Annotated in this window: 20 protein-coding genes; 9 read left to right on the plus strand and 11 right to left on the minus strand. The window is 72.9% G+C overall.

Annotation, left to right across the window (positions count from 1 at the left end):
* Positions 1–34: 34 nt before the first annotated feature.
* Positions 35–2,989, minus strand: a complete 2,955-nt coding sequence (locus MODMU_RS02035) for an acetoacetate--CoA ligase (RefSeq protein ID WP_014738488.1) — start codon at positions 2,987–2,989, stop codon at positions 35–37.
* Positions 2,986–3,690, minus strand: coding sequence for a 4'-phosphopantetheinyl transferase family protein (locus MODMU_RS02040; RefSeq protein ID WP_014738489.1), 705 nt, complete (start codon positions 3,688–3,690; stop codon positions 2,986–2,988). The genes MODMU_RS02035 and MODMU_RS02040 overlap by 4 nt, the downstream gene beginning before the upstream one ends.
* Positions 3,691–3,915: 225 nt before the next feature.
* Here MODMU_RS02040 and MODMU_RS02045 point away from each other — a divergent pair, with 225 nt between their 5' ends.
* Positions 3,916–5,556, plus strand: coding sequence for a lipopolysaccharide biosynthesis protein (locus MODMU_RS02045; protein WP_014738490.1), 1,641 nt, complete (start codon positions 3,916–3,918; stop codon positions 5,554–5,556).
* A gap of 90 nt (positions 5,557–5,646) precedes the next feature.
* Here the strand turns inward: MODMU_RS02045 and MODMU_RS02050 are convergent, their stop codons facing one another.
* A complete protein-coding gene (locus MODMU_RS02050) occupies positions 5,647–6,798 on the minus strand; it encodes a glycosyltransferase family 4 protein (RefSeq protein ID WP_014738491.1) in 1,152 nt (383 codons plus the stop codon).
* Positions 6,799–6,975: 177 nt separating this feature from the next.
* Here MODMU_RS02050 and MODMU_RS26655 point away from each other — a divergent pair, with 177 nt between their 5' ends.
* Positions 6,976–7,863, plus strand: a complete 888-nt coding sequence (locus MODMU_RS26655; protein WP_014738492.1) for an alpha/beta hydrolase — start codon at positions 6,976–6,978, stop codon at positions 7,861–7,863.
* Positions 7,864–7,894: 31 nt separating this feature from the next.
* Here MODMU_RS26655 and MODMU_RS02060 read toward each other — a convergent pair whose 3' ends face one another.
* Together MODMU_RS02060 and MODMU_RS02065 are read right to left on the minus strand one after the other, a co-directional pair.
* Complete coding sequence (locus MODMU_RS02060; protein WP_051143906.1) at positions 7,895–8,830, minus strand: glycoside hydrolase family 16 protein; 936 nt, start codon at positions 8,828–8,830, stop codon at positions 7,895–7,897.
* 316 nt (positions 8,831–9,146) lie between these two features.
* On the minus strand, positions 9,147–10,049 hold the full coding sequence (locus tag MODMU_RS02065) for a glycoside hydrolase family 16 protein (RefSeq protein ID WP_014738494.1): 903 nt from the start codon (positions 10,047–10,049) through the stop codon (positions 9,147–9,149).
* A gap of 524 nt (positions 10,050–10,573) precedes the next feature.
* Here MODMU_RS02065 and MODMU_RS02070 point away from each other — a divergent pair.
* Positions 10,574–10,804, plus strand: a complete 231-nt coding sequence (locus tag MODMU_RS02070) for a hypothetical protein (RefSeq protein ID WP_041794860.1) — start codon at positions 10,574–10,576, stop codon at positions 10,802–10,804.
* Between the two features lie 89 nt (positions 10,805–10,893).
* On the opposite strand, the gene MODMU_RS02075 is transcribed toward MODMU_RS02070, so the two are convergent.
* Positions 10,894–11,760, minus strand: a complete 867-nt coding sequence (locus tag MODMU_RS02075; protein ID WP_014738496.1) for a glycosyltransferase family 2 protein — start codon at positions 11,758–11,760, stop codon at positions 10,894–10,896.
* Positions 11,761–12,361: 601 nt separating this feature from the next.
* Complete coding sequence (locus MODMU_RS02080; RefSeq protein ID WP_014738498.1) at positions 12,362–13,315, minus strand: glycosyltransferase family 2 protein; 954 nt, start codon at positions 13,313–13,315, stop codon at positions 12,362–12,364.
* A 305-nt stretch (positions 13,316–13,620) separates the two neighbouring features.
* On the opposite strand from MODMU_RS02080, the gene MODMU_RS02085 reads away from it, so the two are divergent.
* Positions 13,621–13,857, plus strand: coding sequence for a hypothetical protein (locus MODMU_RS02085; protein ID WP_041794862.1), 237 nt, complete (start codon positions 13,621–13,623; stop codon positions 13,855–13,857).
* Here the strand turns inward: MODMU_RS02085 and MODMU_RS02090 are convergent.
* Positions 13,835–14,440, minus strand: coding sequence for a metal-dependent hydrolase (locus MODMU_RS02090; protein ID WP_041794864.1), 606 nt, complete (start codon positions 14,438–14,440; stop codon positions 13,835–13,837). The genes MODMU_RS02085 and MODMU_RS02090 overlap by 23 nt on opposite strands.
* Before the next feature lie 335 nt (positions 14,441–14,775).
* On the opposite strand from MODMU_RS02090, the gene MODMU_RS02095 reads away from it, so the two are divergent.
* From MODMU_RS02095 to MODMU_RS02110, 4 genes are all read left to right on the plus strand, one after another.
* Positions 14,776–15,627, plus strand: a complete 852-nt coding sequence (locus MODMU_RS02095) for a glycosyltransferase (protein WP_197537374.1) — start codon at positions 14,776–14,778, stop codon at positions 15,625–15,627.
* Positions 15,624–17,075: a glycosyltransferase family 4 protein gene (locus MODMU_RS02100; RefSeq protein ID WP_014738503.1), complete on the plus strand. Its 1,452-nt coding sequence runs from the start codon at positions 15,624–15,626 to the stop codon at positions 17,073–17,075. Before MODMU_RS02095 ends, MODMU_RS02100 begins: the two co-directional genes overlap by 4 nt.
* A 134-nt stretch (positions 17,076–17,209) precedes the next feature.
* Complete coding sequence (locus MODMU_RS28980) at positions 17,210–19,693, plus strand: glycosyltransferase (protein ID WP_197537375.1); 2,484 nt, start codon at positions 17,210–17,212, stop codon at positions 19,691–19,693.
* Positions 19,690–21,264, plus strand: coding sequence for an ArnT family glycosyltransferase (locus MODMU_RS02110; protein ID WP_014738505.1), 1,575 nt, complete (start codon positions 19,690–19,692; stop codon positions 21,262–21,264). Before MODMU_RS28980 ends, MODMU_RS02110 begins: the two co-directional genes overlap by 4 nt.
* A gap of 164 nt (positions 21,265–21,428) precedes the next feature.
* Here MODMU_RS02110 and MODMU_RS28260 read toward each other — a convergent pair whose 3' ends face one another.
* From MODMU_RS28260 to MODMU_RS02120, 3 genes are all read right to left on the minus strand, one after another.
* The gene (locus MODMU_RS28260; RefSeq protein ID WP_014738506.1) at positions 21,429–22,370 is read right to left on the minus strand and encodes a hypothetical protein; all 942 of its coding nucleotides are present in this window, start codon (positions 22,368–22,370) and stop codon (positions 21,429–21,431) included.
* Between the two features lie 483 nt (positions 22,371–22,853).
* The gene (locus tag MODMU_RS29230; protein ID WP_231851745.1) at positions 22,854–22,991 is read right to left on the minus strand and encodes a hypothetical protein; all 138 of its coding nucleotides are present in this window, start codon (positions 22,989–22,991) and stop codon (positions 22,854–22,856) included.
* A gap of 92 nt (positions 22,992–23,083) precedes the next feature.
* Entirely contained in the window at positions 23,084–23,842 is a 759-nt protein-coding gene (locus MODMU_RS02120) for a dTDP-glucose 4,6-dehydratase (RefSeq protein ID WP_231851746.1), read from the minus strand.
* Positions 23,843–24,550: 708 nt separating this feature from the next.
* On the opposite strand from MODMU_RS02120, the gene MODMU_RS02125 reads away from it, so the two are divergent.
* A complete protein-coding gene (locus tag MODMU_RS02125) occupies positions 24,551–24,949 on the plus strand; it encodes a hypothetical protein (protein ID WP_014738509.1) in 399 nt (132 codons plus the stop codon).
* Positions 24,950–25,032: the final 83 nt, after the last annotated feature.

Below are 25,032 nucleotides of genomic sequence, written 5' to 3' on the forward strand. Positions count from 1 at the left end.
GCCGGCCGCTGACCAGCGGCCGGCCGGGGTCGTCTCAGGAGGTGGCGCGCTGCACGGCCGCGGAGAGCCGGCGGCCCAGCTCGCCGACGTACCGGGCGGCCAGCAGGTCGTGGTGCGACCCGGCGGCCGGCTCGACGGTGAGGTCCGGCGCCATCCGCCGCCACACGGTGAGCACGTTGCCGGCGACCGGCACCCGCGACCGCGCCCGGAAGTAGGTGACCGGGCCGGCGTAGGGCGCCAGCCGGTGCTCGGCGAACACCGCGCCGGAGCGGTCCAGCACCTGCCGGTCCGCCGGCTTCGAGTCCGGCCGGAACCGCTGCTGCAGCACCTCGCGCAGCGGCCGGTCGGCCAGCCCGGGCACGACCGCGCTCAGCTGGCCGGCCAGCTCGTGCGCCACCCGCTCCAACGGCCGCATGGAGGCCAGCGGCGGCAGGGTGTCCAGCAGGCCGAGGAACTCCACCGGGCGCCCCTCGCCGGCGCTGAGCCGAGCCATCTCGAAGGCGACCAGACCGCCGAAGGAGAAGCCGGCCAGGTGCAGCGGGGCGTCCTGCGCGGTGCTCCGCACGGCGGCGAGGCCCTCGACGGCCAGCTCGTGCACCGACTTCGTCGTCCCGTCGGCGTGCAGCAGGTCGGCCCGGACGCCGTACACCGGGCCGGTGCCGGTCAGCTGCTCGGCCAGCGGCCGGTAGACCTCCACGTCGCCCCAGGCGTCGTGCACGAGGAACAGCGGCACCCCGGTGGGCTCGCCGGGCACCAGCTGGACGACCGTGCTCCGCTGCACACCGCCGCGGCGGACCGCCGCGGCGACACCCGGGATGGTCGGATCGGCGAGGAACTGCTCGACCGGGACGTCGGCGCCCAGCTCCAGCTGCACCCGGCGGAGCAGGGTCATCGACTGCCGCGACGTGCCGCCCAGGTCGAAGAAGTCCTCGATGCCGTCGTGCGGGTCCACGCCGAGCTCGTGCCACAGGTGCCCGACGGTCGCCAGCACCTCGTCGTCGGCGGCGACGGGCTCGACCGCCGCGGCGCGCACCGCTGCCTCCAGGGCAGCGGTGATGCCGGCGAGCGAGCCGGGGTTGCGCAGCGCCGCGGTGTTGGCGACCGGGTCGCCGTTGACGGTGTCCCGGACCGCGCTCTCCGACGTCTTGCCGCTGTGGGTCAGCGGCACCTCGGGGACCGCGACGACCAGCGCGGGCACGTGCGCCGAGCCGGCCTGCTGGCGCAGCGTGCTGCGGATCCGGGTCTCCAGCTCCCCGTCGAGCACGGCGTCCCCGCGCAGCTTCACCAGCAGCACGAGCCGGGTGGCGCCGCGCTGGATGGGGTGCCGCTGCTCGACGGCGACGGACTGCTCGATCTCCGGCAGCCGGCGCAGCACCTGGTAGATCTCGGCCGGGCCGATCCGGATGCCGTCGATGTTGAGCACACCGTCGGAGCGGCCGTGGACGCGGAGGGTCCCGTCGGCGGCGAGGTCGGCGACGTCCCCGTGGGTCCACACGCCGGGGTGCTGGGCGTAGTAGGCGCGGTGCAGCCGGGCGCCTCCGGCGTCCCGCAGGAAGCGCACCGGGCGGGAGGGGAACGGGCGGCGGCAGACCAGCTCGCCGGGCTGGTCGAGCACCGGCAGGCCGGCGTCGTCCAGGACGGCGACGTCCAGGCCGAGGCCGAGGGACTGGCTGCGCCCCCGGACGACCGGCAGCTCGGGGTGGCCGAGCACGAAGCAGCCGATGATGTCGGTGCCGCCGCTGATCGACTGCAGCGGCTGGGGGCCGACGGCGTCGGCGAACCAGTCGAACTGCCAGTCGTGCAGCACCGCGCCGGTGGACATGACCGCGCGCAGCGCCGGCAGGGCGACCGCGTCGGCCGGGCGGTAGCCGGCGTCCTGGCACAGCTGCAGGTGCGCGGGGCTGGTGCCGAACACGGTCACCTGCTCCTCGGCAGCCAGCTCCCACAGCGTCTGCGGGCCCTGCACCACGCCGTCGAACAGCACGATCGAGGCGCCGACGGCGAGCGCGGACAGCTGCCAGTTCCACATCATCCAGGCGGTCGTGGTGTGGAAGTACAGCCGGTCGGCCGGGCGGAGGTCGCCGTGCAGCCGGTGCTCCTTGACGTGCTCGAGCAGCGTGCCGCCGGCGCCGTGCACCATCGCCTTGGGCGGCCCGGTCGTGCCGGAGGAGAACATCACGAACAGCGGCTCGTCGAACGCCTGCCGCGGCCACTCCGGGCGCGGAGCGCCGGCGGGCAGCGCGGCGACCCGGTCGGCGAGGCGGCTCACCGAGCGGTCGCCGACCGCGGGCAGCGGCTCGTCGTCGAGCACGATCACGCTGCACACCGACGGCAGCTCGGCGAGCAGCTCGTCCAGGACGTCGCCGGCCTCCCCCGACCAGCCGGGGCGTCCGCCGCGGTCGAGCAGCAGCAGGGTGGGCTCGACCTGGGTGAACCGGCCGAGCAGCGCGGCCGGCCCCATGTCCGGCATGGCCGTGGCCACCGCGGCGCCGAGCGCGGCGGTGGCGAGTGCGGCGAGGACGGCGTTGCCGTTGTTCGGCGCCACCACCACGACGCGGCCGCCGGCCCGGACGCCCTGGGCGGCGAGCACCGCGGCGGCGTCGGCGACGTCGTCGCGCAGCTGGCGCCGGGTCCAGCGGCGGCGGGCGCCGTCGCCGTGCACCGAGGTCAGGCAGACGGCGTCGTCGTCGACGCCGGGCAGCGGGCGGAGCAGGTTCTCCGCGTAGTTGAGCCGGACGTCGGGGAAGAAGCGTGCGGACTCGACGTCGTCGCTGGTGCTCACGACGTCGGTCGACCCCTCCCAGACGAGCCCGGACCAGTCCAGGAACGCCCGCCAGAAGTCCCGGTACGACTCGACCGACCAGGCGTGCAGGGCCGTCGCGGCGGTCAGGTCGCGATCGGTCAGCGCGGCCACCGCGGCGCGGAAGTCGGCCAGCTGGGTGCCGGCCGGCTGCTGCACGACGTCGGCGGACAGGGTCGCTCGGGTCATCGGTACCTCGTTCCTCGGGACAGCAGCTGCGGCGCGGCAGCAGCCGGGCGGACGGCTCGGCTCGCCACCCATCCGGCGGGGACGGCGACCGGCGTCAGCTGCCAGTCGCCGACCGACCCGTGGCCGCGGGAGGCCACGGGGGTGAGCACGGTGCGCGGGTCCCGGTGCAGCCCGACGCCGAGGCCCTTGAGCACGGCCTCCTTCTGCGTCCAGCACCGGGTGAGCGCCTCGGCCTGGTCGGCCTCGGGCAGCGCGGTCAGGGCGGCCAGCTCGGCCGGCGCCAGCCAGGCCTCCTCCGCCGCCTCGGCGAGGGTGCTGCGGCCGACCCGCTCGACGTCGACCCCGACCCGGGCACCGCGGACGACCGCCACCACGCCGATCCCGGCGCTGGCCGAGCAGCTCGCGTCCACGCCGGCGACCAGCACGGAGGGGCGTCCGGGCGGGTCGGCGAGCGGGACGGCGGAGGGGGAGAGATCGAGCACCTCACCGGCGAGGGTGCGCAGCGCCGCGCGGAGCAGCACCCGCCGGTCGCGGACGCTCGGTGAGCCCCGGTCGGCGTGGGCGAGCTCGGCAGCGGAGAGGAGCCGGCGGGCGGCGGCGACCCCGGCCGCGGGGACGGCGAGGTCGAGGCAGCGCAGGCGGACGGCCGCGCCGGCCGGCAGGCCGAGGCGCCGTCCGGGCTCGACCGCCAGTCTCGTCACCCTGCGTAGCGTAGAGATCGGACGCAACTCGTAGCGCGGAAGCGTGCACGGCTCACTCGAAAGGGACGACTCCTCGCCGGACGGCGCGTGGACCGCATACTCTCGGTTGACCGCCGACCGCAGTCGGCGCTTCCCGGACGACGCTGTCCGTCCGACGGGCCGCAAGGGCCCGAACACGGAGAGACACGAACACGGGCCCGCGGGGCACGTGCCGGAGGGAGACGCGTGGAGCTGCCAGGCGAGCCGGTCGCGGGCCGGGAGGCCCTGCACGGCGGTACCGGGCGGCACCGGGCCGACGGGACCGGTGCGGGGACCACCGGTGCCCCGCGGACCGTCGACGACCTCACCGACCCGGCCGTCGCCTCCGACCCGGCCGACCAGGCGATGTCCTCGGGCAGCCTGCCGCCCGACGGTGCCCCGCCGGCGCCCGAGGGGCAGTCGCTGTTCGGCCGGGGGCTGCTCTACGTCGCCGTCTGGTCGCTGCAGCTGCTGAGCGCCGTCGTCGTCTACCCGGTGCTCGCCCACCTGCTCCCCGCCGAGGAGTTCGGCCGGCTGGCGTCGGGCATGGCGCTCAGCCAGGTGCTGGTGGTCCTCGCCGTGCTGGGATTCGACCAGGCGGTGATCCTGCTCCGCGCCGAGACCGGCAGCGACCGGGCGGCCCGCTCGCTGGTCGCCGCCGGCGTCGGCATCGGTGCGGTGGTCACGCTGGTCGCCGTCGCCACGGCCGGGCTGTGGAGCGACACCCTCGGCTTCGACGGCGCCTCGTCGCTGGTGCTGGTCACCCTGCTGTGGACGCCGCCCTCGGTCGGCATCATGTTGTCCTCGGTCATGCTGCTCAGCGAGGACAGGCTCCGGGCCTTCTCGGTGGTGAACCTGCTCTACGGGGTCGGCGGCCAGGTCATCGGCATGCTGCTGATCGTGCTGCTCGACGAGCGGACGGCGATGGCCTACGCGCTGGGCTACCTCGGCGCGCTCGTCGTCACGATGCTCATCGGGTTCGTGCTGGTCAGGCCGCGCTGGGCGGGGATCGCCGACGTCCCGCTGGCCCGCCGCGCGCTCAAGCTCGGCGTCCCGCTGATGGTCAGCTCGCTGGCGGTCTACGTGCTCAACGCCGGCGACCGGTTGGTGATCCAGCGGGTGCTGGGCGCCGAGGAGGTCGGCCGCTACCAGATCGCCTACAACGTCGGGAACGTGGCGATCATCCTGCTCGGCATGGCCAGCATGGCCTGGGCGCCGCAGATCGCCGCCGTCCGGGACGAGGCCGCGCGCTGGGTGCTCATCGGCCGCTCGCGCGACGCGCTGCTCCGGCTCATGATGCCGGTGATCGTCGGTCTCACCCTGGGCGCCCCGTTCGCCCTGGTGATCGCCGCACCGGCCAGCTTCGCCCCCGAGGAGCTGCTGTTCGTCGTCTTCCTGGTCGCGGCGGCCGGCTTCCCGGTGCTCATCGGCAACGCCACCGCCCGCGCGCTGATCACCCTGGAGCACACCAACAACCTGGCGGTGGCGGCCATCGTCGCCGCCGTGCTCAACGTCGTCCTGAACGTCGTCCTGCTGCCGGTCTGGGGGCTGGCCGGCGGTGCCGCGGCGACCATGGCCGCCTTCATCGTGCAGACGGTGATGCACCGGCTCGCGCTGCCCAAGCACGTCCGCTGGCCGCGGATCCACTGGAAGCTGCAGGTCGGCGCCGCGACCGCGCTCGCGGTCGCCGCGCTGAGCACCCTGCTGCCGCAGGACACCACCTGGAACCTCGGCCGGTTCGCCGTCGCCGTGCTGTGCCTGCCCTGGTTCCTGCACCAGCTCAAGATCGCCCGCGCCGGGGACACCGGCGGCGTGGCAGCGCCGGACGGCGCACGCGCCACCGCCTGACCGGCCTCTGCTGCCCAGTGGGCAGTTCCGGTCGTCGACCCGGCCGGACACGCCGGGCCCGACGACCGGTACTGCTCAGCCGCGGGGGGCTCAGGCGGTGGAGCGATGCGGCCGGCCGGCGTCGCCGAGCAGCTGCTCGATCCGGTCGACGTGCGCGGACCAGCCGAAGCGGGCCGTCGCCTCGGCGGCGCAGAGCGCGCCGAAGCCCGGGTCGTCCCGCCGCCAGTCGAGCAGCCGGACCAGCTTCGTCGCGAACGCCTGGACGTCGGTGCGCGGCACCAGCAGGTCCGCCAGCGGGCCGGCGAGGATCTCCGGCACCCCGCCGACGTCGGTGGCCAGCACCGGGCGGCCGGACATCAGCGCCTCCAGCGCGACCCGGCCGAAGGACTCCGGCAGCTGGCTCGGGAAGAGCACCAGGTCGGCGGCGTGCAGCAGCGGGACGACGTCGCGCTGAGGCGGCAGCAGGGTGGCCCGGCCGGCCGCGACCAGGTCGCTGACCCGGCGGCGCAGCGCGTCGGTCTCCCCGGCGGGGAAGTCCCCGGCCAGCACGAGGTGCGCGGTGCCCAGCTGGTCGCCGGCGAGCTCCCAGGCGTTGAGCGCCAGGGTGAGGCCCTTGGCGGCCTCCAGCCGGCCGTAGAACAGCGCGATCCGCAGGTCCTGCGGCAGCCCGAGCTGCTGCCGGGCCTGCACGAGCTCTGCGTCGCCACCGAGCGGGTACTGCTCGGCGGGGACGGCGTTGTGCACCACGGTGATCTTGTCCGCGCGCAGGCCGTCGTCGATCCAGCGCCCGCGCATGAAGTCCGACACCGCGATGAACTGGTCGACCCCGCGGGCGATGACCGGCGTGATCCGCCGGCTGGTCAGCGCGTGGTGCAGGTGGGTGACCAGCGGGGCGCCGCAGCGGCGGGCGGACAACTGGCCCCACACGATGTGCTCGAAGCGCTGCAGCCAGACGACGTCGGGGCGCAGCCGGGCCGCCAGCGACGCGGTGGGCCAGGCGGTGCCGAGGATCGGCAGCGCGGTGACCGGGCTCGGCGAGAGCATCGGCTGCGGGCCGTGCAGCGTGATGCCGGCGGCCTCGAAGTCGGCGCGCATGTTCGGGGTGTCCGGGCCCAGGAGCGGCGGCCCGTGTACGACGTGCACGTCGTGGCCGCGGGCGGCCAGGGCACGGGACACCTCGAGGGTGTTCACCTCGATGCCGCCGACCCGCTCGAGGGTGAAGGCCTGGGTCAAGATCCTCACGAGGGGGTGTGCTCCAGGAGTCGCCAGGGGCCGTCTGCTCCGGCCGCGCACAGCCAAGGTATCGGCTGGAGCTGTTCGTCAGGTGTGGCTGAGGTGGACACCACGTCTGCTGCCCCCCGATGGGGTGATCCGGCCGCGTCGGCGGGGGCGCCGGACCAGCCCGCTTACCCTGAGGTCATGCAGACCCTCGCGGACAGTGACCGGCCCGGCGTGGGCGTGGACCCCCGGGGACGACGACGCACCACGGCCCGGCGGCCCGTGCAGGTCCTCCTCGGTGGGCTGGCCGCGCTCGGGCTGCTGGTCGGCTGCGGGTCGTCGGATGCGCCGTCCGAGCCGGACACCAGCTCCGACGAGCCGCAGGTCGTGGACCTGGAGGTCGGCGGTCAATCCGCGGTCGCCGTCGTCCCGCCCGGCGACGACCCCACGGGGCTGGTGCTCTACGTGCACGGGCACGGGGAGACGCACGACTCGCTGACCGGCGGGAGCGACCAGAAGCGGGTGACCGACCGGCTGGTGGCCGACGGGTACGTCGTGGCGGCGAGCGATGCGCACTTCAACGCCTGGGGCAACGAGGCCTCGCAGCAGGACTACGTGGCGCTGGCCGCGGAGCTCAAGAGCCGGTACGACACCCCGCAGACGTTCCTGCTCGCCGAGTCGATGGGCGGGGTGGCCGCGCTGCAGATCCTGGCGGGCGACCAGATCCCCGACCTCGCCGGCCTGGCCGGCATCTCCATGCTGGTGGACCCGACGGTCGCGGCGGACACCGAGTACGGGGAGGAGTTGCGCGCCGCGTACGGCGGGCAGCTGCCGACCGGGACGCAGAACCCGCTGAACATCCCCGCCGAGCAGTTCGCCGGTGACCCGATCCGGCTCTACATCGCCCCCGAGGACTCCACGGTGGTCTACGCGGAGAACGCCGAGCCGTTCCTGGCCAAGCTGCAGGGCGTGGCGGACATCAGCGCGGTCGGCTGCGAGGGCGGGCACATCGACCCGTCGTGCTTCCAGCCCGACGACCTGGCCGAGTGGTTCGAGGCGAACGCGCTCGTCCCGGGGTCCGGCAACTAGCCGGACCCCGGGACGGGTCGGTGGAGCAGGGTCAGCTGCGCGCCCAGGTGGCGACCCAGTCGATGTAGATGTGGCCGGCGCTGCCCGCGTTGGGCCGGCCGCCCTCGAGCTCGGTCTCGGTCTGCAGCACCCAGCGCATCGGGTTGGTCGGGATCGCCCGGGCGTTGTTCGTCGTCCAGGACTTGCCGTCCATGGTGTAGGTCAGGCTGCCGGGCGCCCACTCGATGACCGCGGTGTGCCACTCGGTCGTCGCCATGCCGGTGTCGACCGACCAGACGTTGTTCGACGGGTTGCCGCTGGTGTCGTGGGCGAAGCCGGAGGCCCGCCCGCCGACACTGCCCTCGGGGAAGTCCAGCTCGCCCTGGGTCCAGTTGTCGCTGGCCGGCCACAGCAGCCAGGCCACCTTGTAGCCGGGCACCTGGTCCATCTTGAACCGGACGGCGTAGCGGCCGTAGGTCTGGCTGGCGATCGGTGGCGTCAGGGCCATGACCTGGGCGCCGGAACCGTCACTGTGGAGGTACTTGTCCAGCAGGCCGTCGCGGACGCTGGTGGTGGTGGCGCTGTTGTAGCGGCCGTTGCCCGAGGTGTCGGTGCCGCCGTCGTACCCGGCCCAGCCGGGGTAGGTGGAGGCGAAGGAGCCCAGTGGTGCCGCCTTGGTGAAGTCCTCGGCGAGGGTCTGCCGCCAGCCGGGCAGGTCGCCCCGGGGGACGGCGGTGCCGCTGGAGACGACCGGCGCGGGTGCGGCTGCGGGCGCCTGGGTGGTCGGGGCCGGCTTGGGCGCCGGAGCCGTGGTCGTGGGGGCCGGCTTCGGCGCAGCGGTGGTCGGTGCGGTGGCCGCCGTGGTGGTGGCCGGGGCGGGGGCGGCGGTCGTCGGGGTGGCGGTGGGCCGGGGGGCGCGGGTCGGTCGCTGCGCCCGGATGGCGGCCTCCTCGTCCCAGCCGGAGCCGGCGGCCGCGTCACTCACCACGGGCGCGGATGCCGGGTCGGGACGAGCGCCCGTGTGCTGCGAGATGGCGGTTCCGCAGAAGGTGGCAGCGAGGGCGACCGACCCGGCGAACAGGCGGCGGCGTGATCGGTTCGTCTTCATCGCGTCGAAAGCTAGCTGTGTAATTACAAAAAACACAGAGCGGATTGGCGCATGTGCGCACAGCCACATCACGCGTCACATCTGCACCAGCAGTGACCGTACCGAGACGATCGGTAACGAGACCGACCAGTTCAGCGTTGGCTCCGCCTGTCTGAGAGCAGACGTGACCACTCCTGGCCTCGACGAGGCAGAGCGGTCACTTCTCGGCGCGGGCGGCGTCCCCGGCGGTGTCGGACATGGACCAGGCGGCGACCCAGTCGATGTAGACGTGCCCGGACGCGCTCGGGTCGGGGCCCTCCTGCTCGAGCTGGGTCTCGGTCTGCAGCACCCAGCGCATCGGGTTCACCGGGATCGCCGACGGGTCGGTCGTCGTCCAGGACTCGTCGTCGAGGATGAAGGTGAGCCGGCCGGGCAGCCACTCGATCGTGGCTGTGTGCCAGTCCGTGGTCGACATCCCGGTGTCGATCTTGAAGGCGTTGATGCTCGGGTCGCCGGTGATCTCGTGGGAGGCGCCGGAGATGTCGTCGCCGAGGTCGGCCTCGGGGAAGTCGATCTCGCCCTCGGTCCAGTCGTCGCTGGAGGGCCACAGCAGCCAGGCCACCTTGTAGCCGGGCACGGTGTCGGTCCGGAACCGGACGGAGTACCGCCCGTACTGCTGACCGGACCACCACTTCCCGTCCGGCGTCGGGGTCAGGGCCATCACCTGCGGGGTCGTCCCCGAGGTGTGCACCCGGACGTCGACGATGCCGTCCTCCACCGTGGTGGTGCTGCCGCTGTCGTAGAGCCCCTGGGTGGCCTGCGGGCGGCCCAGGTCCCGGGAGGTGTCCCGGGCGCCGTCGTAGCCGGCCCAGCCGGGGTAGGTGTCGGCGAAGTCGCCGGTCCCGGCGTCGGAGTCGAAGTCCTCGGACAGGACCAGGTCCCAGCCGGGCAGGTCCTCGTCCGGCGCGCTCGAGTCCGGGCCGGTCAGCAGGGTGCCTCCCACGGCGACGACGCCCACGGCGGCGACGAGGTAGGTCCACGGACGGCGGCGGGTGCGCTGCCACAGCGTCGGGCGACGCTCGGGCGCGGGCTCGACGGCCACCGTCTCCGGCGCGCTCACCTGCACGTCCGCGCGGGATCGGCGTGCTGCTGGGGCAGCTGTGCCGTACCGTTCCGTCTCACGGGGGACCGGAGGAACGGGGGCGGGGATGCCTTTCGACGCTGGGGCCGCGGGTCATCCCGGAGAGTTCCGTCTGCACTGCGTGCCGCCACTGTCGGCCGTGGCCGACCAGCCTCCGCCACCGGAGCCCACCGGGGCGCCGTGCTCGTGCGGGCACCGGAAGCAGGCCCACGAGCACTACCGAGCGGGCAGTGACTGCGCGCTGTGCGGCTGCGGGCGCTTCCACCGCTCGCTGCGCGCGCGGTTCCGCCGCTCAGCGGGCTGAGCGCGGCCCGGCCGCGCGGGCACCCGGTCGCGGTGCGCTCCATGGTGCTCAGCCTCCCTGTCAGCGGCCCGGTCTGCCGTAGTTCTCGCCGCAGATCTCGTCCGAGGTCTTCGCAGCGGGGCGTCCATCTGGTTTGGTTGGACGGTCGCCTGGCTAGTTGACCATGATGACGTCCTGCGGAGGGGGTCCCACCATGCGCGTGAGCACTGACACGTCCCCTGCCCGCCATCTGCACGTGGTCCCCGATCTCGTCGCTGCGCCGGTACAGCCGGTCCAACGTCGGAAGGCGCCCCGGAAGTGCCGGACCCAGCTGTGCACCTGCGCGCACGCCCGCGAGGCCCACGACCACTACCGCAGCGGTTCGGACTGCGGGATGTGCGACTGCTACCGCTTCGACCGCTCCGGCCCGCGGTTCCAGCTCCGCGCCTGAGCACCGCCGGCTGACGGCACCCGCCCCGGAGATGCCGAAGACCCCCTGACCCCATCGCACGGCGACGGACCCAGGGGGTCTTCGAGTGATCAGGCGGACTGGGCGTCGGCCGTCTCGAGGTCGGCGACGTTGGTCGCGACCAGGCGGGCGGCCGGGGTGGTGCTGGCCTTCAACGACCGGTTGCGGTCGACCTTGCCCTTGTTGTTCAGCCGCTCGATGACCAGGGCGCGGAGCACGCGCATGCCGTCGCGCCAGGTGTTGAGGTTGCTGGTGCCGTGCAGCCGCTCGTACTCGAAGCTCGGGACCTCGACGATGCGCAGCTTGCCCTTGGCGACGCGCGTGTTGATCAGGGTCTCGATCTCGAAGCCGTCGCCCCAGGTGCGCTCGGTCTGCCCGTTGTCGCTGGCGTTGAGCTCCAGGACCGGCAGGCAGTGCGCCCAGAAGGCGTTGTAGCCGTAGCAGAGGTCGGTGTAGCTGGTGCCGAACAGCAGGTTCGCCGAGCGGTTGAGCCACCGGTTGCCCCAGGCGCGGACCCGGGTGATGTCGGAGCTGCCGCCGCCGTTGGCGAAGCGGGTGCCCTTGGCGAAGTCGGCGCCGGCGGTGAGCGCGGCGACGTAGAGCGGGATCTCACGCGGGTCGGCGGAGCCGTCGGCGTCGAGCATGACGACGATGTCGCCGGTGACGGCCTCGAAGCCGCACGCCATCGCGTTGCCCTTGCCCAGGCGGTTCTGCAGCACGATCTTCACGTCGGGGCGCAGCGACTTCGCGACCTCGATCGTGTCGTCGACGCTGCGGCCGTCGACCACGATGATCTCGTGGACGTCCTCGGGCATCAGCGAGAACACGTGGGGGAGGTTCTTGGCCTCGTTGTACGTCGGGACGACCACGCTGACCTTGGGGGCGCGGGTGTCGGTCGTGCGAGAGGCCTTCATCTCGACCACGGTGTTACGGCGCATGAGCCGGACTCCTCCTGTGAAAGGAACGGGCCGGTTTCGCCTCTGCTCACCGCCGGGCTAAGGCGACCAATTGCGCCCGGCGGGTCATCGCTTCCCCGTTGTGCAGGTACTGGATGGACGGCGGGGAGTCGGTGACGATGTGCCACCTGCTCCTGCCCGAGTGCCACCCGGTCGGTTGACCGGAAGACCCCCGCGGCGACCCGCCCTCACTCAGCGTGTTCGCCGTTCGGGGACTTTTCTACCGGAGAGGGTCAGTTCTGTAAACCGGATCTTGGTGCGTTCACCCGTACCGGTGGTGATGTTCACGGCGTATTGACGCAGGTCACAGCGGCACTTTGCAGGCGGTTCGAACACGCTGTGTATGCGGATGAGGCCATTGCGTCACAGTCGCTCGTGACCGGCTGCAACCGCATCTGTGATCGACAACCACGCTACGGACAGTGCTGACCACGTGGCGTCACATCGAGCGGCGGGTTCCCCGACAGCAAGCGGTCACGGCTCGCGGGAATGAACCGGACGCTGGGTGAGATACGTAGCCCCGGCCGATGCCGCGCACAGCGTCGGCCGGGAAGGGACGGGAATACTCAGGACATGACCGAGGTCACGCCCCGGTGGGAACCCTCCGGGCACGCAGCCGCGCGACGAGGTAGCTCGAGGCGGTGAGGGCCGTGCCCTCGACGATGGCCCAGGCCTGGCCGACGCCGGCGCGGCCGCCGGAGCGCAGGTGCCGCAGGATCCCCAGCGGCAGGGTCCGCGAGACGTAGGTGCGCTCGCTGGAGAGTGCGGTGTCGCTGCCGGTGAGCTGGCTGACGAGGGCCTTGGAGCGGCCCTCGGCCTGGCAGCGGCGCCGGAAGTAGGCGCGGGTCACCCGGTCGGGGGAGACGTTGTGCCGGCAGACGGCGTCGGGCGCCATCACGATCCGGGAGCCGTCGAAGGCGCCGCGGGCGCGGATGGCGAACTCGGTCTCCTCGCAGCCGGCGGCGTCCTTGCCGAGTCGGCCCATCATCGGGTCGAAGCCACCGGCGACGGTGAAGGCGCTGCGGCGGAAGCTCATGTTCGCGCCGATGGGGTTGCGGATCTCCGCCCGGGTGGTGGGCAGGCCGGCGTAGCTGCAGCCGACGACCCAGAGGAACTCGTCGGGGAACCAGTCCGGCCGCGGGGCCTTCCAGGCCGGCAGCACCCAGCCGCCGACGCCGAGGACCTGCTCGTCGCGGTAGGCGTCGAGCTGGGCGACCACCCAGCCGGGCTCGGCGGCGGCGTCGTCGTCCAGGAAGGCGACGATGTCACCGGTCGCGGCGGCCACGCCGGTGTTGCGGGCGCCCGACAGGCCCTGCTGGCCGGCGTTGGCCAGGCAGCGGACGTCGGGGAACGCGGCGGTGGCCCGGGCGAGCAGCTCGTCGTTGTGGTCGGAGACCAGGACGATCTCGGTCACCGGGCTGGTCTGGGCGCGCAGGCTGGCCACGGCGGCGCTGATGTCGTCCCAGCGCTCGAGGGTGTACGCGCAGATGATGGCCGTGAACGTCAGTTCGGCCGGGATCGAGCGGTCGACCGACATGCCGGCCAGGTTACAAGGCCGGTCGCGGGCGAGGAGGTCGCTGCGCCGACGTCCCCCCGTCCGGGTGACCTGCGCGGACGCCGTCCGTGGGTCCGGTGCCGTTGGGTCGGTTGGGACGAGCGGGACGACGCGCCGTGACGGACCGGTCACCTGGCGGGTTCGGAGCGCCGTACCACGTTAGCGTCCGCTCGCCCTCCTGCGAGAACGCTCGCGCCGCTGGGGGAGGGCAGCAGCGAAAGGCAGGGCCCGTGCGCGGTCTCCAGGTTGGTCTGTCCCCGTCGGTCGTCCCGGCGGGTGCTCCTGCCGTGATCGGGGGCAACGTGCTGCTGTTCGCACCGGCCGCCGCCCGCGCTGCCGCCCGCCGCGCCGCCGCCTCGGGCGGGCCAGTGCGGCCCGCGATGTCCGCAGCCGCGATGGCCAAGCCCTGCTCGTGCGGGCACGGCAAGCAGGCCCACGAGCACTACCGCCGCGGCAGCGACTGCGCGATGTGCTCGTGCGCCAAGTACTCCCGGCCGTTCCTCAGCCGCTTCTTGCCGCGCTGACCGCGCGGGCGATGCGCACGGTGGCGATGACGGCGGCCACCGCCACGACCGCGAGGTAGCTCCGCTCGGAGACCCGGACCCACGCCTCGGTCCAGGGGAAGAGCAGTGGTACGCCCGGGCCGGAGGCCAGGTCCCGGAGCTGGTGCAGCAGGACGCCGACGGCCAGGCCGACGAGCGGGATCCGCCACCGCGTCAGTGCGGCTGCGCCGGCGAGCAGCACGGCTGCGGTGATCAGCGAGTGGGTGACCGGCCGGCCCCCGCCCTCGGCGGCGATCCCCGGCCAGAACCAGTAGAGCGGCACGTGGTCGACGTCCAGCAGGACGGACCCGGCCAGCGCCCACGGGGCGATCGCCCGCCCGCGCCAGGGGAGCAGTGCGGCCAGCAGGAGTGCAGCGGTGACGAGGTGGCCCGGCTCGTCGATCAGCCCGGCGAGGACCATCGGCCAGTGCCGGTAGGCGAGCGCGGCGTCCAGCGCGACGACGAGGAGCAGCCCGGCGAGGGGCAGCAGCACGGTCCAGCGTGAGGACCCGGCGGCCTCGAGCCAGCGCGGCGTCGTCCGCGGCGGCGCGGGAGACGAGGTCATGCGCAGATACGTCCGGTCGGGCTCATTGCTGGGGAGGCTCGGCGCATAGAACCGGCACCGTACCCGGACGTGATGTCCGGAAGGACGCCCATGGCGTCGTCCCCGAGCTCGACCCGGGCGACGGAGGCGCTCACACTGATTCGGCCGGCCGGCCCTTCCGAGTCGGCAGGTTGACTCCCTGGCCCTGCCGGTCTCACCAGTCTGAGCAGCGGGAGCGTGCAGCCAGTAACGATGCCCTCACCCGACGGAGGGGAGGCCGTTGACCCCCGAATAGATACCTAGTCAGTGTCGTAACTGCGTGAGCGTTCACGCGCCGTCACTGCTAGGGAGTTTCGTTGACGTCAACACCAGTGCGGGGCGGTTCAGCCGCCCTCGGAGTCGAGCGACCGGCTGGGCCGCTCCTGCGGCAGCGGGCCGACATCGCGGCCCCCGGGGTCGCCATCCTCTCGGCCTCCATCACGCGGTCCCGCCCGGCTGCTGACCTCGAGGTCGCCATCCCGGCCTTCAACGAGCACTCCCGGCTGCCCCGGACCCTGCGGCGCACGGTCGAGTTCCTCGCGGAGCAGCCGTACTCCTCCCGGGTGGTGATCGTGGACAACGGCAGCAGCGACGACACCGTTGCGGCCGCTCGTGCGATCGCGCTCTCGACGGACCCACGGGTCCCGGTCGACGTGGTCGGCTGCGCCCGGCCGGGCAAGGGCGCCGCGGTGCGCCGCGCGCTGCTCAGCAGTCGCTCGCGCTACGTCGGCTTCTTCGACGCTGACCTCGCAACGCCGGTGGAGACGCTGGCCGCCGCCATGGCCGCCCTGGACGACGGGGCGGCAGCGGCGATCGCCTCGCGGCACCATCCTGACTCGGAACTGGCCCAGCGGCAGCCGCTGACCCGGAGGGTCGGCGGCGCCGCCTTCCGGGCGCTCTCCCGCGGACTGGTCCCCGGCATCCGGGACACCCAGTGCGGGTTCAAGTTCTTCCAGCGCGAGGCGGTGACGGCGGCCCTGGTGCAGTGCCGGACCACCGGCTTCTCCTTCGACGTCGAGCTGCTGTGGCGGCTCTATGCCGACGGCGGGCGGATCGTCGAGCTCCCGGTGGTGTGGACCGACGACGAGCAGTCCACCTTCCGCCCGCTCCAGGACGGTGTCGCCAGCTTCGGCGCGCTCCTGCAGGTCCAGAAGCTGCGTCAGTCGTGACCGCGACCGAGGAGCCGACCACGAACATCACCGGATTGGCCGGCGCCCGGGTGCTGGTGCTCAACTGGCGCGACGTGCGGCACCCGCAGGCGGGCGGCGCCGAGCAGTACATGCACGAGATCAGCCGCCGGTGGCGGGCGGCCGGCGTCGACGTCACCTGGTTCACCGCTCGGCCGGCGGGTCAGCCGGCGTACGAGGAACTCGACGGCATCCCGACCTTCCGGGCAGGCAGCGACCTGTCGCTCTACCCGCGCACCGCAGCGCAGTTGCTGCGCACCCGTGGCCGCTTCGACGCGGTGGTGGACTGCCAGAACGGCATCCCGTTCTTCTCCCCGCTGTTCGCCGGGCAGGGCGTGCCGGTGGTGCAGTTGGTCCACCACGTGCACCAGGACCAGTTCGCCACCCGATTCGGCCCCGTGGTCGCCGGGTTGGGCCGGCTGCTCGAGCGGAACGTCGCGCGCATCGTCTACGGCCGTCGGGCCATCGCTGCTGTGTCGCCGTCCACCCGTACCGAACTGCGGCACCGGCTGGGCTTCCGCGGGCCCATCTTCGTGGTGCCCAACGGCACCGACACCCTGCCGGCCGGAGTCCGCCAGCGGGCGGAGCGGCCGACGCTGGTGCTCGTCAGCCGGCTCGTGCCGCACAAGCGGGTGGACCTGCTGGTCGGCCAGCTGGCCACGGCTGCTGAGCAGGTCCCGGGGCTGGCCGTGCACATCATCGGAGACGGCCCGGAGCGGTCCCGTCTGCAGGGCCTGGTCGCCGACCTGGCGCTGCAGGACACCGTCACGTTCCACGGCCGGTTGCCTGACGCCCAGCGTGACGAGCTGCTCAGCCGCGCCTGGGTGACGACGTCCACCTCGGCTGCCGAGGGCTGGGGTTGCTCGGTCATCGAGGCAGCAGCGTGGGGTGTCCCGTGTCTGGCGCTGCGGGCGCCCGGCATCCGCGACTCCATCCTGGACGGCGAGACCGGCTGGCTGGTCGAGCGGGCCAGCGACTTCGGTCCTGCCCTGGTCCGCGCGATGCGCGAGCTGTCGTCGGATCCGCGCGCCGCCGAGGTCGCCGCAGCCTGCCAGGACTGGGCGCGTTGCTTCACCTGGGACCGCAGCGCCGAGCTCCTCGCCGGCGTGGTGCTCGACCAGCTGCAGAGCGCTCGAGCAGCGGCCAACCGGCGTTCGGCCCGCTCGGACATGGCGGTGCTGGCCGACTTCCGTCGTCCGGCGGATGCTGAGCTGCGCTCGCTGCTGCGGCCCACCGACGAGGTCGTGGTCACCGGCGACCACGCATCCGTGGTGCTCAACGGCTGCGACGAGTTCGACGCCACCACGGTGCTGGGCCGTCTCGGCGCTGCCGACCCGACGCTCCGGCTGATCGACCGGCGGGAGCTGCTGGCCGGCCCGGCAGCCCCGCCCCCTGGCCAGAGCACGACTCTGCTGGCCGGCCTGACGTGAGCCGCTGGACGACGGTGGCGGAACTGCCGCCCCCGCCCATGCCATCGGTGCTGCCGGCTCCGGTGGACACAGCGGTCAGGGCAACGACGAACGGGTCGACGGTCGGGACGGGCAGCAGCCTGGTCTCCGTCTCGGTGGCACTCGTCGGCGGCCTGAGCTACGGCTGCAGCTTGCTGATGACCCACCTGCTCGGCGCGGCCGAGTACAGCAGCTACGCCGCCGCCCAGTCGCTGCTCGGCATGGTCGGGATCGTCGCTGCTGCGCTCACGCCGCTGCCCCTGGCGCACGCCGTTCGAACTCATCCGCGGGGTTCGAGAGGACGGCGGGATGGTGTCGCGTTCGCGTGGACCGTCGCCGCTGCCGCAGGTCTGCTGTCGGCGTTGGTCACCGGCGCGATCGCGACGACGTTCGCCGGCTCGGGGCTGGCACTGGCGGTCGGCGCCTCGGCGCTCGCGCTCTTCCTCATCGCGCCGATCGACGGTCTCCTCCAGGGGGAGCTGCGCTTCGTGCGGTTCGCCTCGATCAAGGTGGCTGAGATCGCCAGCCGGGTGGTCTTCAGCGTGGCCGCCGTCCTCCTCGGCTGGCACGCGGGTGGCGCGCTCGTCGGATTCGCCGTCGGGGCGTTCGCCGTGCTCCTGATCGTCCCGCGTGCCCTGTGGCGCGACTCGGCGTGGCGCCCGCAGGTGCTCAGCGATCGGTGGAGGTGGGCCGAGACCGGCGACATCGCGCTCACCCAGCTGGTCGTCTCGGTGCTGATCGGCGCCGACGTCGTCCTGGTCGCGGTGCTCGGTGACGGCTCCGCGGCCGCCGCCGGCTACCAGGCGCTGTCCACGCTGGCGAAGGCCTCGGTCTACGTGGCGGCCGGAACGGCAGTCGTTGCCTTCCCGCTGCTCCGCAGCGCCGGCGTCGACGTCCACGACGTCGTGCGGTCGACGCTGCGCTCCTTCTCACTGCTCTCCCTGTCCGCGACCGCGGTCGTCGCCACCGTGCCGGGGGACCTGCTCGGGCTGGTGCTGCCGGCCCGCTACGCCGGGTCCGATGCACTGCTGCCGGCGCTCGCCGTCGCTGGCCTGGGGTACGCGACCATCGCGTTGCTGGCCACGGTGCTCCTCGGTCTGCGCGCGTACCGCCGCAGCCAGCTGGGTCTGCTCGGGGCCGCCCTCGTGCTGCCGGTGTCGATGCTGGTCGGCTGGGAGGCCGACTCGGTTCGCGGGCTCGCGCTCGGCGGTGCGCTCGGAGCCGTGGCGGCCGCTGCTGCCCTGTGGGCGCTCGCCACCCCGTTGCTCCCGTCGGGCAGCACCGCTCGGCTGGCCAGTTCTCTCGTCCTGGCGGCCGGGTTGTTCGCACTCCTGCAGGCAGCCCGCCCGCACCTCGTGGTGTGGCTGACCGCCGTGCTGGTGACCGGATGCGCCGTGCTGATCGGGATGCGCCGTGGACCGAGGTCGGCGGCAGCAGTCGAGTCGGCGGCCGACATGCCGGGGCAGCGCGGGCTCCGTGTGCTGCACCTGGGCTTCGAGGACCCGGCCATGCCCGGCGCCGGCGGCGGCTCGCTGCGCACCCACGAGGTCAACCGTCGTCTGGCCACCCGCGATCACGTGACCGTGCTCGTGCAGCGGTTCCCCGGCGCGCTCGACCGGGTGCAGGACGGCGTCTCGTACCGGCACATCGGCATCGGCAACGGCGCGAACAGGCTGACCCGGTTGCTCGGCTACATGGTGTGCCTGCCCGCTGCCGTCCGCCGGCACGAGGCGGATGTCGTGGTGGAGGACTTCTTCGCGCCGATCTCCAGCCTCGGTGCCCCAGCGTGGACCGGTCGGCCGACCCTCGGCGTCGTCCAGTGGCTCAACGCCGAGGACAAGGCCCGCCAGTACAAGTTGCCCTTCCCGCTGGTCCAGAAGTGGGGCGTGCGCCGTCACCGACGGTTGGTCGCCGTCTCCCTCGACGTGGGGCAGCAGCTCCAGGCGCTGAACCCGGACGCCGAGGTGGACGTCATCGGCAACGCCGTGGCGCCCGAGGCGTTCGTCCCGCGACCTCGTCTCGGCGTGGACGTCGTCTTCGTGGGTCGGTTGGAGACCGAGCAGAAGGGGCTCGACCTCCTGCTGCACGGCTGGGCCGCGGCGTGCACCGACCTCGGCGCACGGCTGCTGGTCGCCGGTACCGGGCCGGACGAGCGGCGGTTGCGGGACCTCGCCGACGAGCTGGGCATCTCGAGCCAGGTCGACTTCCTGGGCTGGGTCAGCGGCGCGGAGAAGTACGAACTGCTCGCCTCCGCCCGGCTGGTCGCCATGCCCTCCCGGTTCGAGACCTTCGGGTTGGTCGCGCTGGAGGGCATGGCCACCGGTACGCCGGTGGTCGCCTTCGACCTGCCCTGTCTTCGTGAGCTGCTGCCCGAGGGCTGCGGCCATCGGGTGCCCGACATGACCGCCGATGCCTACGGCGAGGCCCTCCGCGCGCGGTACACGGACCTCGCCTGGCTCGAGCAGGCACGAGCTCGGGGGCGGGTGCTGGCCGGCCACTACGACTGGGATGCCGTCGCCGACCGGCAGCGCGCGGTGTACGCCGCTGTCGCCGGTGCCGCGGCATCGACTCACCCCGACCTCCGAGAGGCCATCCAGTGACCGCGATCGCGGAGCACCTGCCCACCGCACCCTCAGTCATCACCACCCACCGCACGCCGCGGGCGCGGCGGCTCGCCGGCGCGGTGTGGACACTGCCCCTGGTCGCCGGGCTCGTCGCGCTGCTGGTGCGGGCGGTCGGGCTGCGCACCTCCAACGACGTGTTCATCGACGAGCTGCTGTACGCGCGGTTCGCCGACCAGGTCGCCCACGGGCAGTGGCCCGGTGCCGACGGAGTCCCCTTCTTCCTGCACCCGATCGGCTCGTTCGCACTGGACGGGCTGGTCGTCAGGGTCCTCGGGTTGTCCGGGTCGACGATCGACCTGGTCCTGCAGCTGCGCTGGGTCAACGCCGTGCTCGGGGCGCTCACCGTGGTGCTCGTCGCCGTCCTGGTCCGGCGGCTGGCCGGCCCCAGGATCGCGGTGCTCGCCGCGGTCGTCCTCGCGTTCGACCCCTTCGTGCTGCGCAGCAACGGCCGGGTCATGATCGAGACACCGGCGGTCCTCTGGCTGCTCGCTGGGTGGCTGGTGCTGCTGATCGCACGGGAGCGCTCGCTGCAGCGCCCGGCGGTCCGGTGGGAGCTGGCAGCGGGGCTGCTGCTCGGTATGGCCCTGGTGACCAAGGACATGACGGTGGTGCCTGGCCTGGGCGCCGTGGCGCTGGCGGTGATGTGGCGACGGACGCTGCCGGTGTGGACGGCCGTGCGGGTGGGAGCGGCGGCCCTGGTGCCGTACCTGATCTCCATGGCCGTGGTCGCCTCTCTCGGGCTGCTCCCTGAGTGGGCGGAGCAGAAGCGCCTGGGCGCCGAGCGGATGCTCGGGATGCAGCAGACGACGGGCTTCAACGCCGCCGGTGGCGGGAGCCTGGGTTCGCGGCTCGTGGACGAGCTCGGGCGGTTCGGCACCAGCTACGTGCTGCTCGCTGTCTGCGTGCCGGCAGGTCTGGTCGCCTTGTTCAGCGTGGTCGCGGCCCGCCGGTTCATCGGGCTGATCGCGGTCTGCACCGGGGCGCTGGGTGTGTACGCCGTGGGCTTCGGGGCCGCCGAGGAGCAGTTCGGCTACTACGTCGTCGTCACGGCCGTGCTGGCTGTCGCGGTGGCGCTGCCCGAGTTGGTGGCTCGCCGTCAGGGTCTGCGGCGATCGGTGGCTGTGCTCGTCGTGCTGTTCACCGTGTCGAGCGTGGTGCTCGGTGTGCAGTCCCGTTTCGTCTCCGACGACTCGTTCCGCGAGGTGGAGGCGTGGCTGGGTGACGAGCTGCCGGTCGGTGCCGAGTTCGCCGTGACCGGGGATGCCGCCGAGCTGGCTTTCCCGGAGTACGCCGTGGCGCCGTCCCTGATGGACCTGCGCGATGACGGTGTCGACTACGTGCTCACCAACGGCAAGCCGGTGACCGAGGGCTACGGCTACGCCGCGCCGGAGCTTCTGGACTGGCTGGCCGCACACGCAATGCCGGTGCTCAGGGTCGAGGGGCCGAGCAATGGCGAGACCGTCGTGTGGCAGCTCGATCGGGACGCGGTCGACGACGCGGTCGACTCCGGCACGACGATCCCAGCGGTGCGCACCGCGGCTCGGTGAGCACGGTTGCGACAGACCGTCCATGGGCGGCCACGGTGAGGCAGGCGCAGCAGCCATGCAGGCCAAGGCGAGCCAGCGCTGGACTCGGGTCCGTCGTGCCGACGAGGCACCGCCTTTCGGGCCGCCTGTCCGGAGTGCCTTCGCGCCACCCGGTCGGTCAGCTCTTAGCCGGCGAGGGCGTCGATGAGCGAGTCGGCGAGGTCGTCCGGGACATCAGGGGCGGCGCTGGTCGGCGGAGTGGCCGTCGGTTCCGGTGACGTCGACGTCGTCGGGGTATCGGAGGGCGCGGGCGTCGTGGGTGCCGCCTCTGGCTGCGGCGTGGGCTTGGTCGGCGTCGGGGTGGTGTCGCCTTGCCACGGCCGGGGGTGATTCATCGTCGGCTGGCGGCTCGGTGCAGCGGACTGTGTCGCCACGGGCCCGCTCCCGGTGTTCGGCATGCTCGACGCCGTGATCGGCGAGCTGGCCGGGTGGCCGGTGCTCCCGGCAGCCGCTGCGGCCTCCGACGGCTTCGGAGCAACCGTGATCGGGGCGTTGCTCGCCGCCAGACTGCTGCTGGTGGGGGAGTGGCCCGGGGGAGTTGCGGGCGACTGCGCTGCCGGATCGGGGCTGGCAGTGGCCGCAGCACTGACTCTGGGCGGGTCTTCCGAGGCGGAGTCGGTCTCCGGTGCCGGCACCGCCGTGTCGGGTGCCGCGACGGCGGGTAGGCCGATGGAGCTGGCGGTCACGGCGCCGGTGAGACCTTCGCCGCTGAGCGCCTCCAGGGTGTCCTGCGCATCATCCGGGTTGGCTGCCATGTCGGCCGCGATGGCGTCGTGCAGCCCGAGGTTGCTGGAGGATCGGGCAAGAACCGGAGCGACGGCGATGATGGCCAGGGCCGCGCAGGCCAGGAGTCGCTGAGGCGCCCGACTAAGGCGTTGCGGGACCAGGACGTACGGGTGCTCGGACGGAGCGACGGGGGCTGCGTGCCGTCGCCCGACGAGCTGAACGGTTGGTAGCGGGGACACGGACGCGACCGCCCGGTGCGGAACCATGTCGGCGAAGACGGGTGCCGTCTCGACGGGTCGGTGCCGGCCCGTGGTCTCCGGGCCCTGTCCTGCTTCGAGCACGCTCGTTCTCTCCCCGTGAGGCCGCCGACCGCAACCGACTGCCGCGACGATAAGTCGATTGGCGAACAGTGCCTAGACGATCACTGCGTGTCGTCGGCCGACACGCCGTCACGTGCACGAACCGGCAGAGGAACCGTTCCAGCAGTCCAGGGGTGTCTGCTCCGGTCCGGCCCGGCTGCGGTCGTCAGCGTCAGGGTGCGCATCCGGCGTCTGCCGTGCTGTCGTCCGGAGCAGGCGGAACCACGGCGTGTCAGCCCGGGGCGCGCTGTGGGAGGTGCGCGTCGCCGGCGATGGGGTGCACGCGGTGGATCCCGATCTGGAATTGACGTGGCCGGGCAAGATGGGAACTGTCGGTCAAGACCTGGCCGCGCCCAACCCGGCGCACGGCCGCGCGCAGGGACTGCTGCCAGCGATGGAGCAGTGCGCCGCCCGCTGCTCGGACTCCGGCAGCGCTCGAGCGGCGTCACCGACGGCGCCGGGCCCTCAGGCGGTGGCGGCGGTGGCCTTGAGCGGTTCCCACCAGGCGCGGTTGTCCCGGTACCACTGCACGGTGAGTGCCAGGCCGTCCTCGAAGGGCATCCGGGGGGCGTAGCCCAGCGCGGCGGTCTTGGAGTAGTCCACGGAGTAGCGCAGGTCGTGGCCGCCGCCGCGGGGGTCGACGATGTGGTCGACGGAGGACCAGTCCCGGCCGGTGGCCGCCAGCAGCTTCTCCGTCAGCTCCCGGTTGGCAGTTCCCGGCCGCCGCCGATGTTGTAGAACTCCCCGGCCGCGCCCTGCTCGAGCACCAGCTGGATGCCGCGGCAGTGGTCGTCGACGAACAGCCAGTCCCGCACGTTCGCCCCCTCCCCGTACAGCGGCACGGAGAGGCCGTCGAGGAGGTTGGTGACGAACAGCGGGATCACCTTCTCCGGGAAGTGGTAGGGCCCGTAGTTGTTCGAGCAGCGGGTGATGGAGATGTCCAGCCCGTAGGTCTGGGCGTAGGCCCGGGCGATCAGGTCACTGCCCGCCTTCGCCGCGGAGTACGGCGAGTTGGGTTCCAGCAGGTGGTCCTCGGTCCAGGAGCCGTGCTCGATGGAGCCGTAGACCTCGTCGGTGGACACGTGCACGACGCGGCGGACCCGGTGGCGCAGCGCGGCGTCGAAGACCTGCTGGGCGCCCAGCACGTTGGTCAGCACGAACCCGGCGGCGCCGGTGAGGGAGCGGTCGACGTGGGACTCGGCGGCGAAGTTGACCACCACGTCGTGCCCGGGCAGGGCGGCGTCCAGGTCGGCGGCGGAGCAGATGTCGCCCTGCACGAACCGGTAGTTCGGGTCGTCGGCGACCGGGGCCAGGTTGGCGAGGTTGCCGGCGTAGGTGAGCTTGTCGAAGACGGTCACCTGCGCGTCCTCGAAACCGGGATAGCCACCGGTGAGCATGGTGCGCACGTAGTGCGAACCGATGAAGCCGGCACCGCCGGTGACCAGGACGCGCATGACCGCAGACGCTAACCGGCGCAGGCGCCCCACCGGTGACCAGGCTGTGACGATCCGGTCACTGGCGGTGCAACGGCTGGAGGGCATACGTCCGCCAGCCCACAGTCGTCCACCCCTGCCCGGACCCGGTGCAGAGCCGACCGTGGGGAGGAGATCCGGCCGCCTCACCGAAGCGGCATGCACTTGAACGCCTCGGCGTGCTCGGCGGTGCCCGTTCCCGGCCGCATGTGCAGCCTCCGTGCGGGGACCTGGGAAGAGCGCACCCTCGAGCCCCGCCATTCTCGGGTCGACATCCCGTGGCTGTTCCCACCGGCACCTCAGGCTCGCAATGACGCGACTGCGATGAGGAAGGACGGCAGCGCTCCGTGTCGACCCGTATGCGTTGCGCTACTCCTTTACGAATCGGACCCGTAATTGTCCGTGTCGCCAGCACGAAGAGACCTCGGGTGGGAAGGTGCTGGTCGACCGGAAGCTGTCAGGGAGATGGGCATACACCCGGGACCTGCGATTACGCTGCCCATCCCCGGGTGGACGGTTCCCTCGCGCGAGGGATGACGAATGCGGATCGTCTGGTCCTCGGACGACCGGTATGCCAGTCTCATCGGGACCACGGAATGGTGTCGGACGCACTTCCGGTACCCGTCCTCTCGCACTTCGTGAGGCCGCTGGGGCCGGTCGTCGGCCGATCGGCGAGTCATGAGGTGTGGAGTGGGGTCACCGGCGGTCGATGCGCTGGAGTTCGCCGTCGAGACAGCGCTTTCCCCGGGCGAGATCCGTGCGGCCGGGAAGCAGGCGGCGACCGCGGGGCGCTTCGACGGTGCCATCCGGGAGAACCTGGTCACCGCCGGGTCGGTGTCCTATGCGGTGGTCCACCCCGAGTCCCTCGCGACCCTGATGACCATGGTCGTCAGCTGGCACGAGCTGGGTGCTGAGCGGCGACGCGTCACCCTCATCGTCCGGGGGCACGTCGTCGTCCGGGGACGGCTGCTGGGGGTGCCGGTCGGTCGCGCGAGCGTCCCGGCGCTCGAGCCGGCGGCGCAGTTCGCCAGCACGCTCCGAGGCCTGCTCGGAGAGTCGCGCATGCCCGGGAGCAGTTCGAACCGGTAGCCGAAAGTTACCGCCCAGTAGCTGTCCGTGGCGAGATCGGAACGTTCGGCAATCGTTCCGTCACTCGGTGTGAAGTCTCTCAC

It is taken from the genome of Modestobacter italicus (assembly GCF_000306785.1).
GTDB lineage: Bacteria > Actinomycetota > Actinomycetes > Mycobacteriales > Geodermatophilaceae > Modestobacter > Modestobacter italicus.

Bases quoted from the DNA above. Each gene is read 5' to 3' on its own strand.
- MODMU_RS02035 (WP_014738488.1), bottom strand. From the start codon at position 2,989: ATGACCCGAGCGACCCTGTCCGCCGACGTCGTGCAGCAGCCGGCCGGC.
- MODMU_RS26655 (WP_014738492.1), top strand. From the start codon at position 6,976: ATGCAGACCCTCGCGGACAGTGACCGGCCCGGCGTGGGCGTGGACCCC.
- MODMU_RS02075 (WP_014738496.1), bottom strand. From the start codon at position 11,760: ATGCGCCGTAACACCGTGGTCGAGATGAAGGCCTCTCGCACGACCGAC.
- MODMU_RS02080 (WP_014738498.1), bottom strand. From the start codon at position 13,315: ATGTCGGTCGACCGCTCGATCCCGGCCGAACTGACGTTCACGGCCATC.
- MODMU_RS02090 (WP_041794864.1), bottom strand. From the start codon at position 14,440: ATGACCTCGTCTCCCGCGCCGCCGCGGACGACGCCGCGCTGGCTCGAG.
- MODMU_RS02120 (WP_231851746.1), bottom strand. From the start codon at position 23,842: ATGCGCGTCCTGGTCACCGGCGGTGCCGGCTTCATCGGTTCGCACTAC.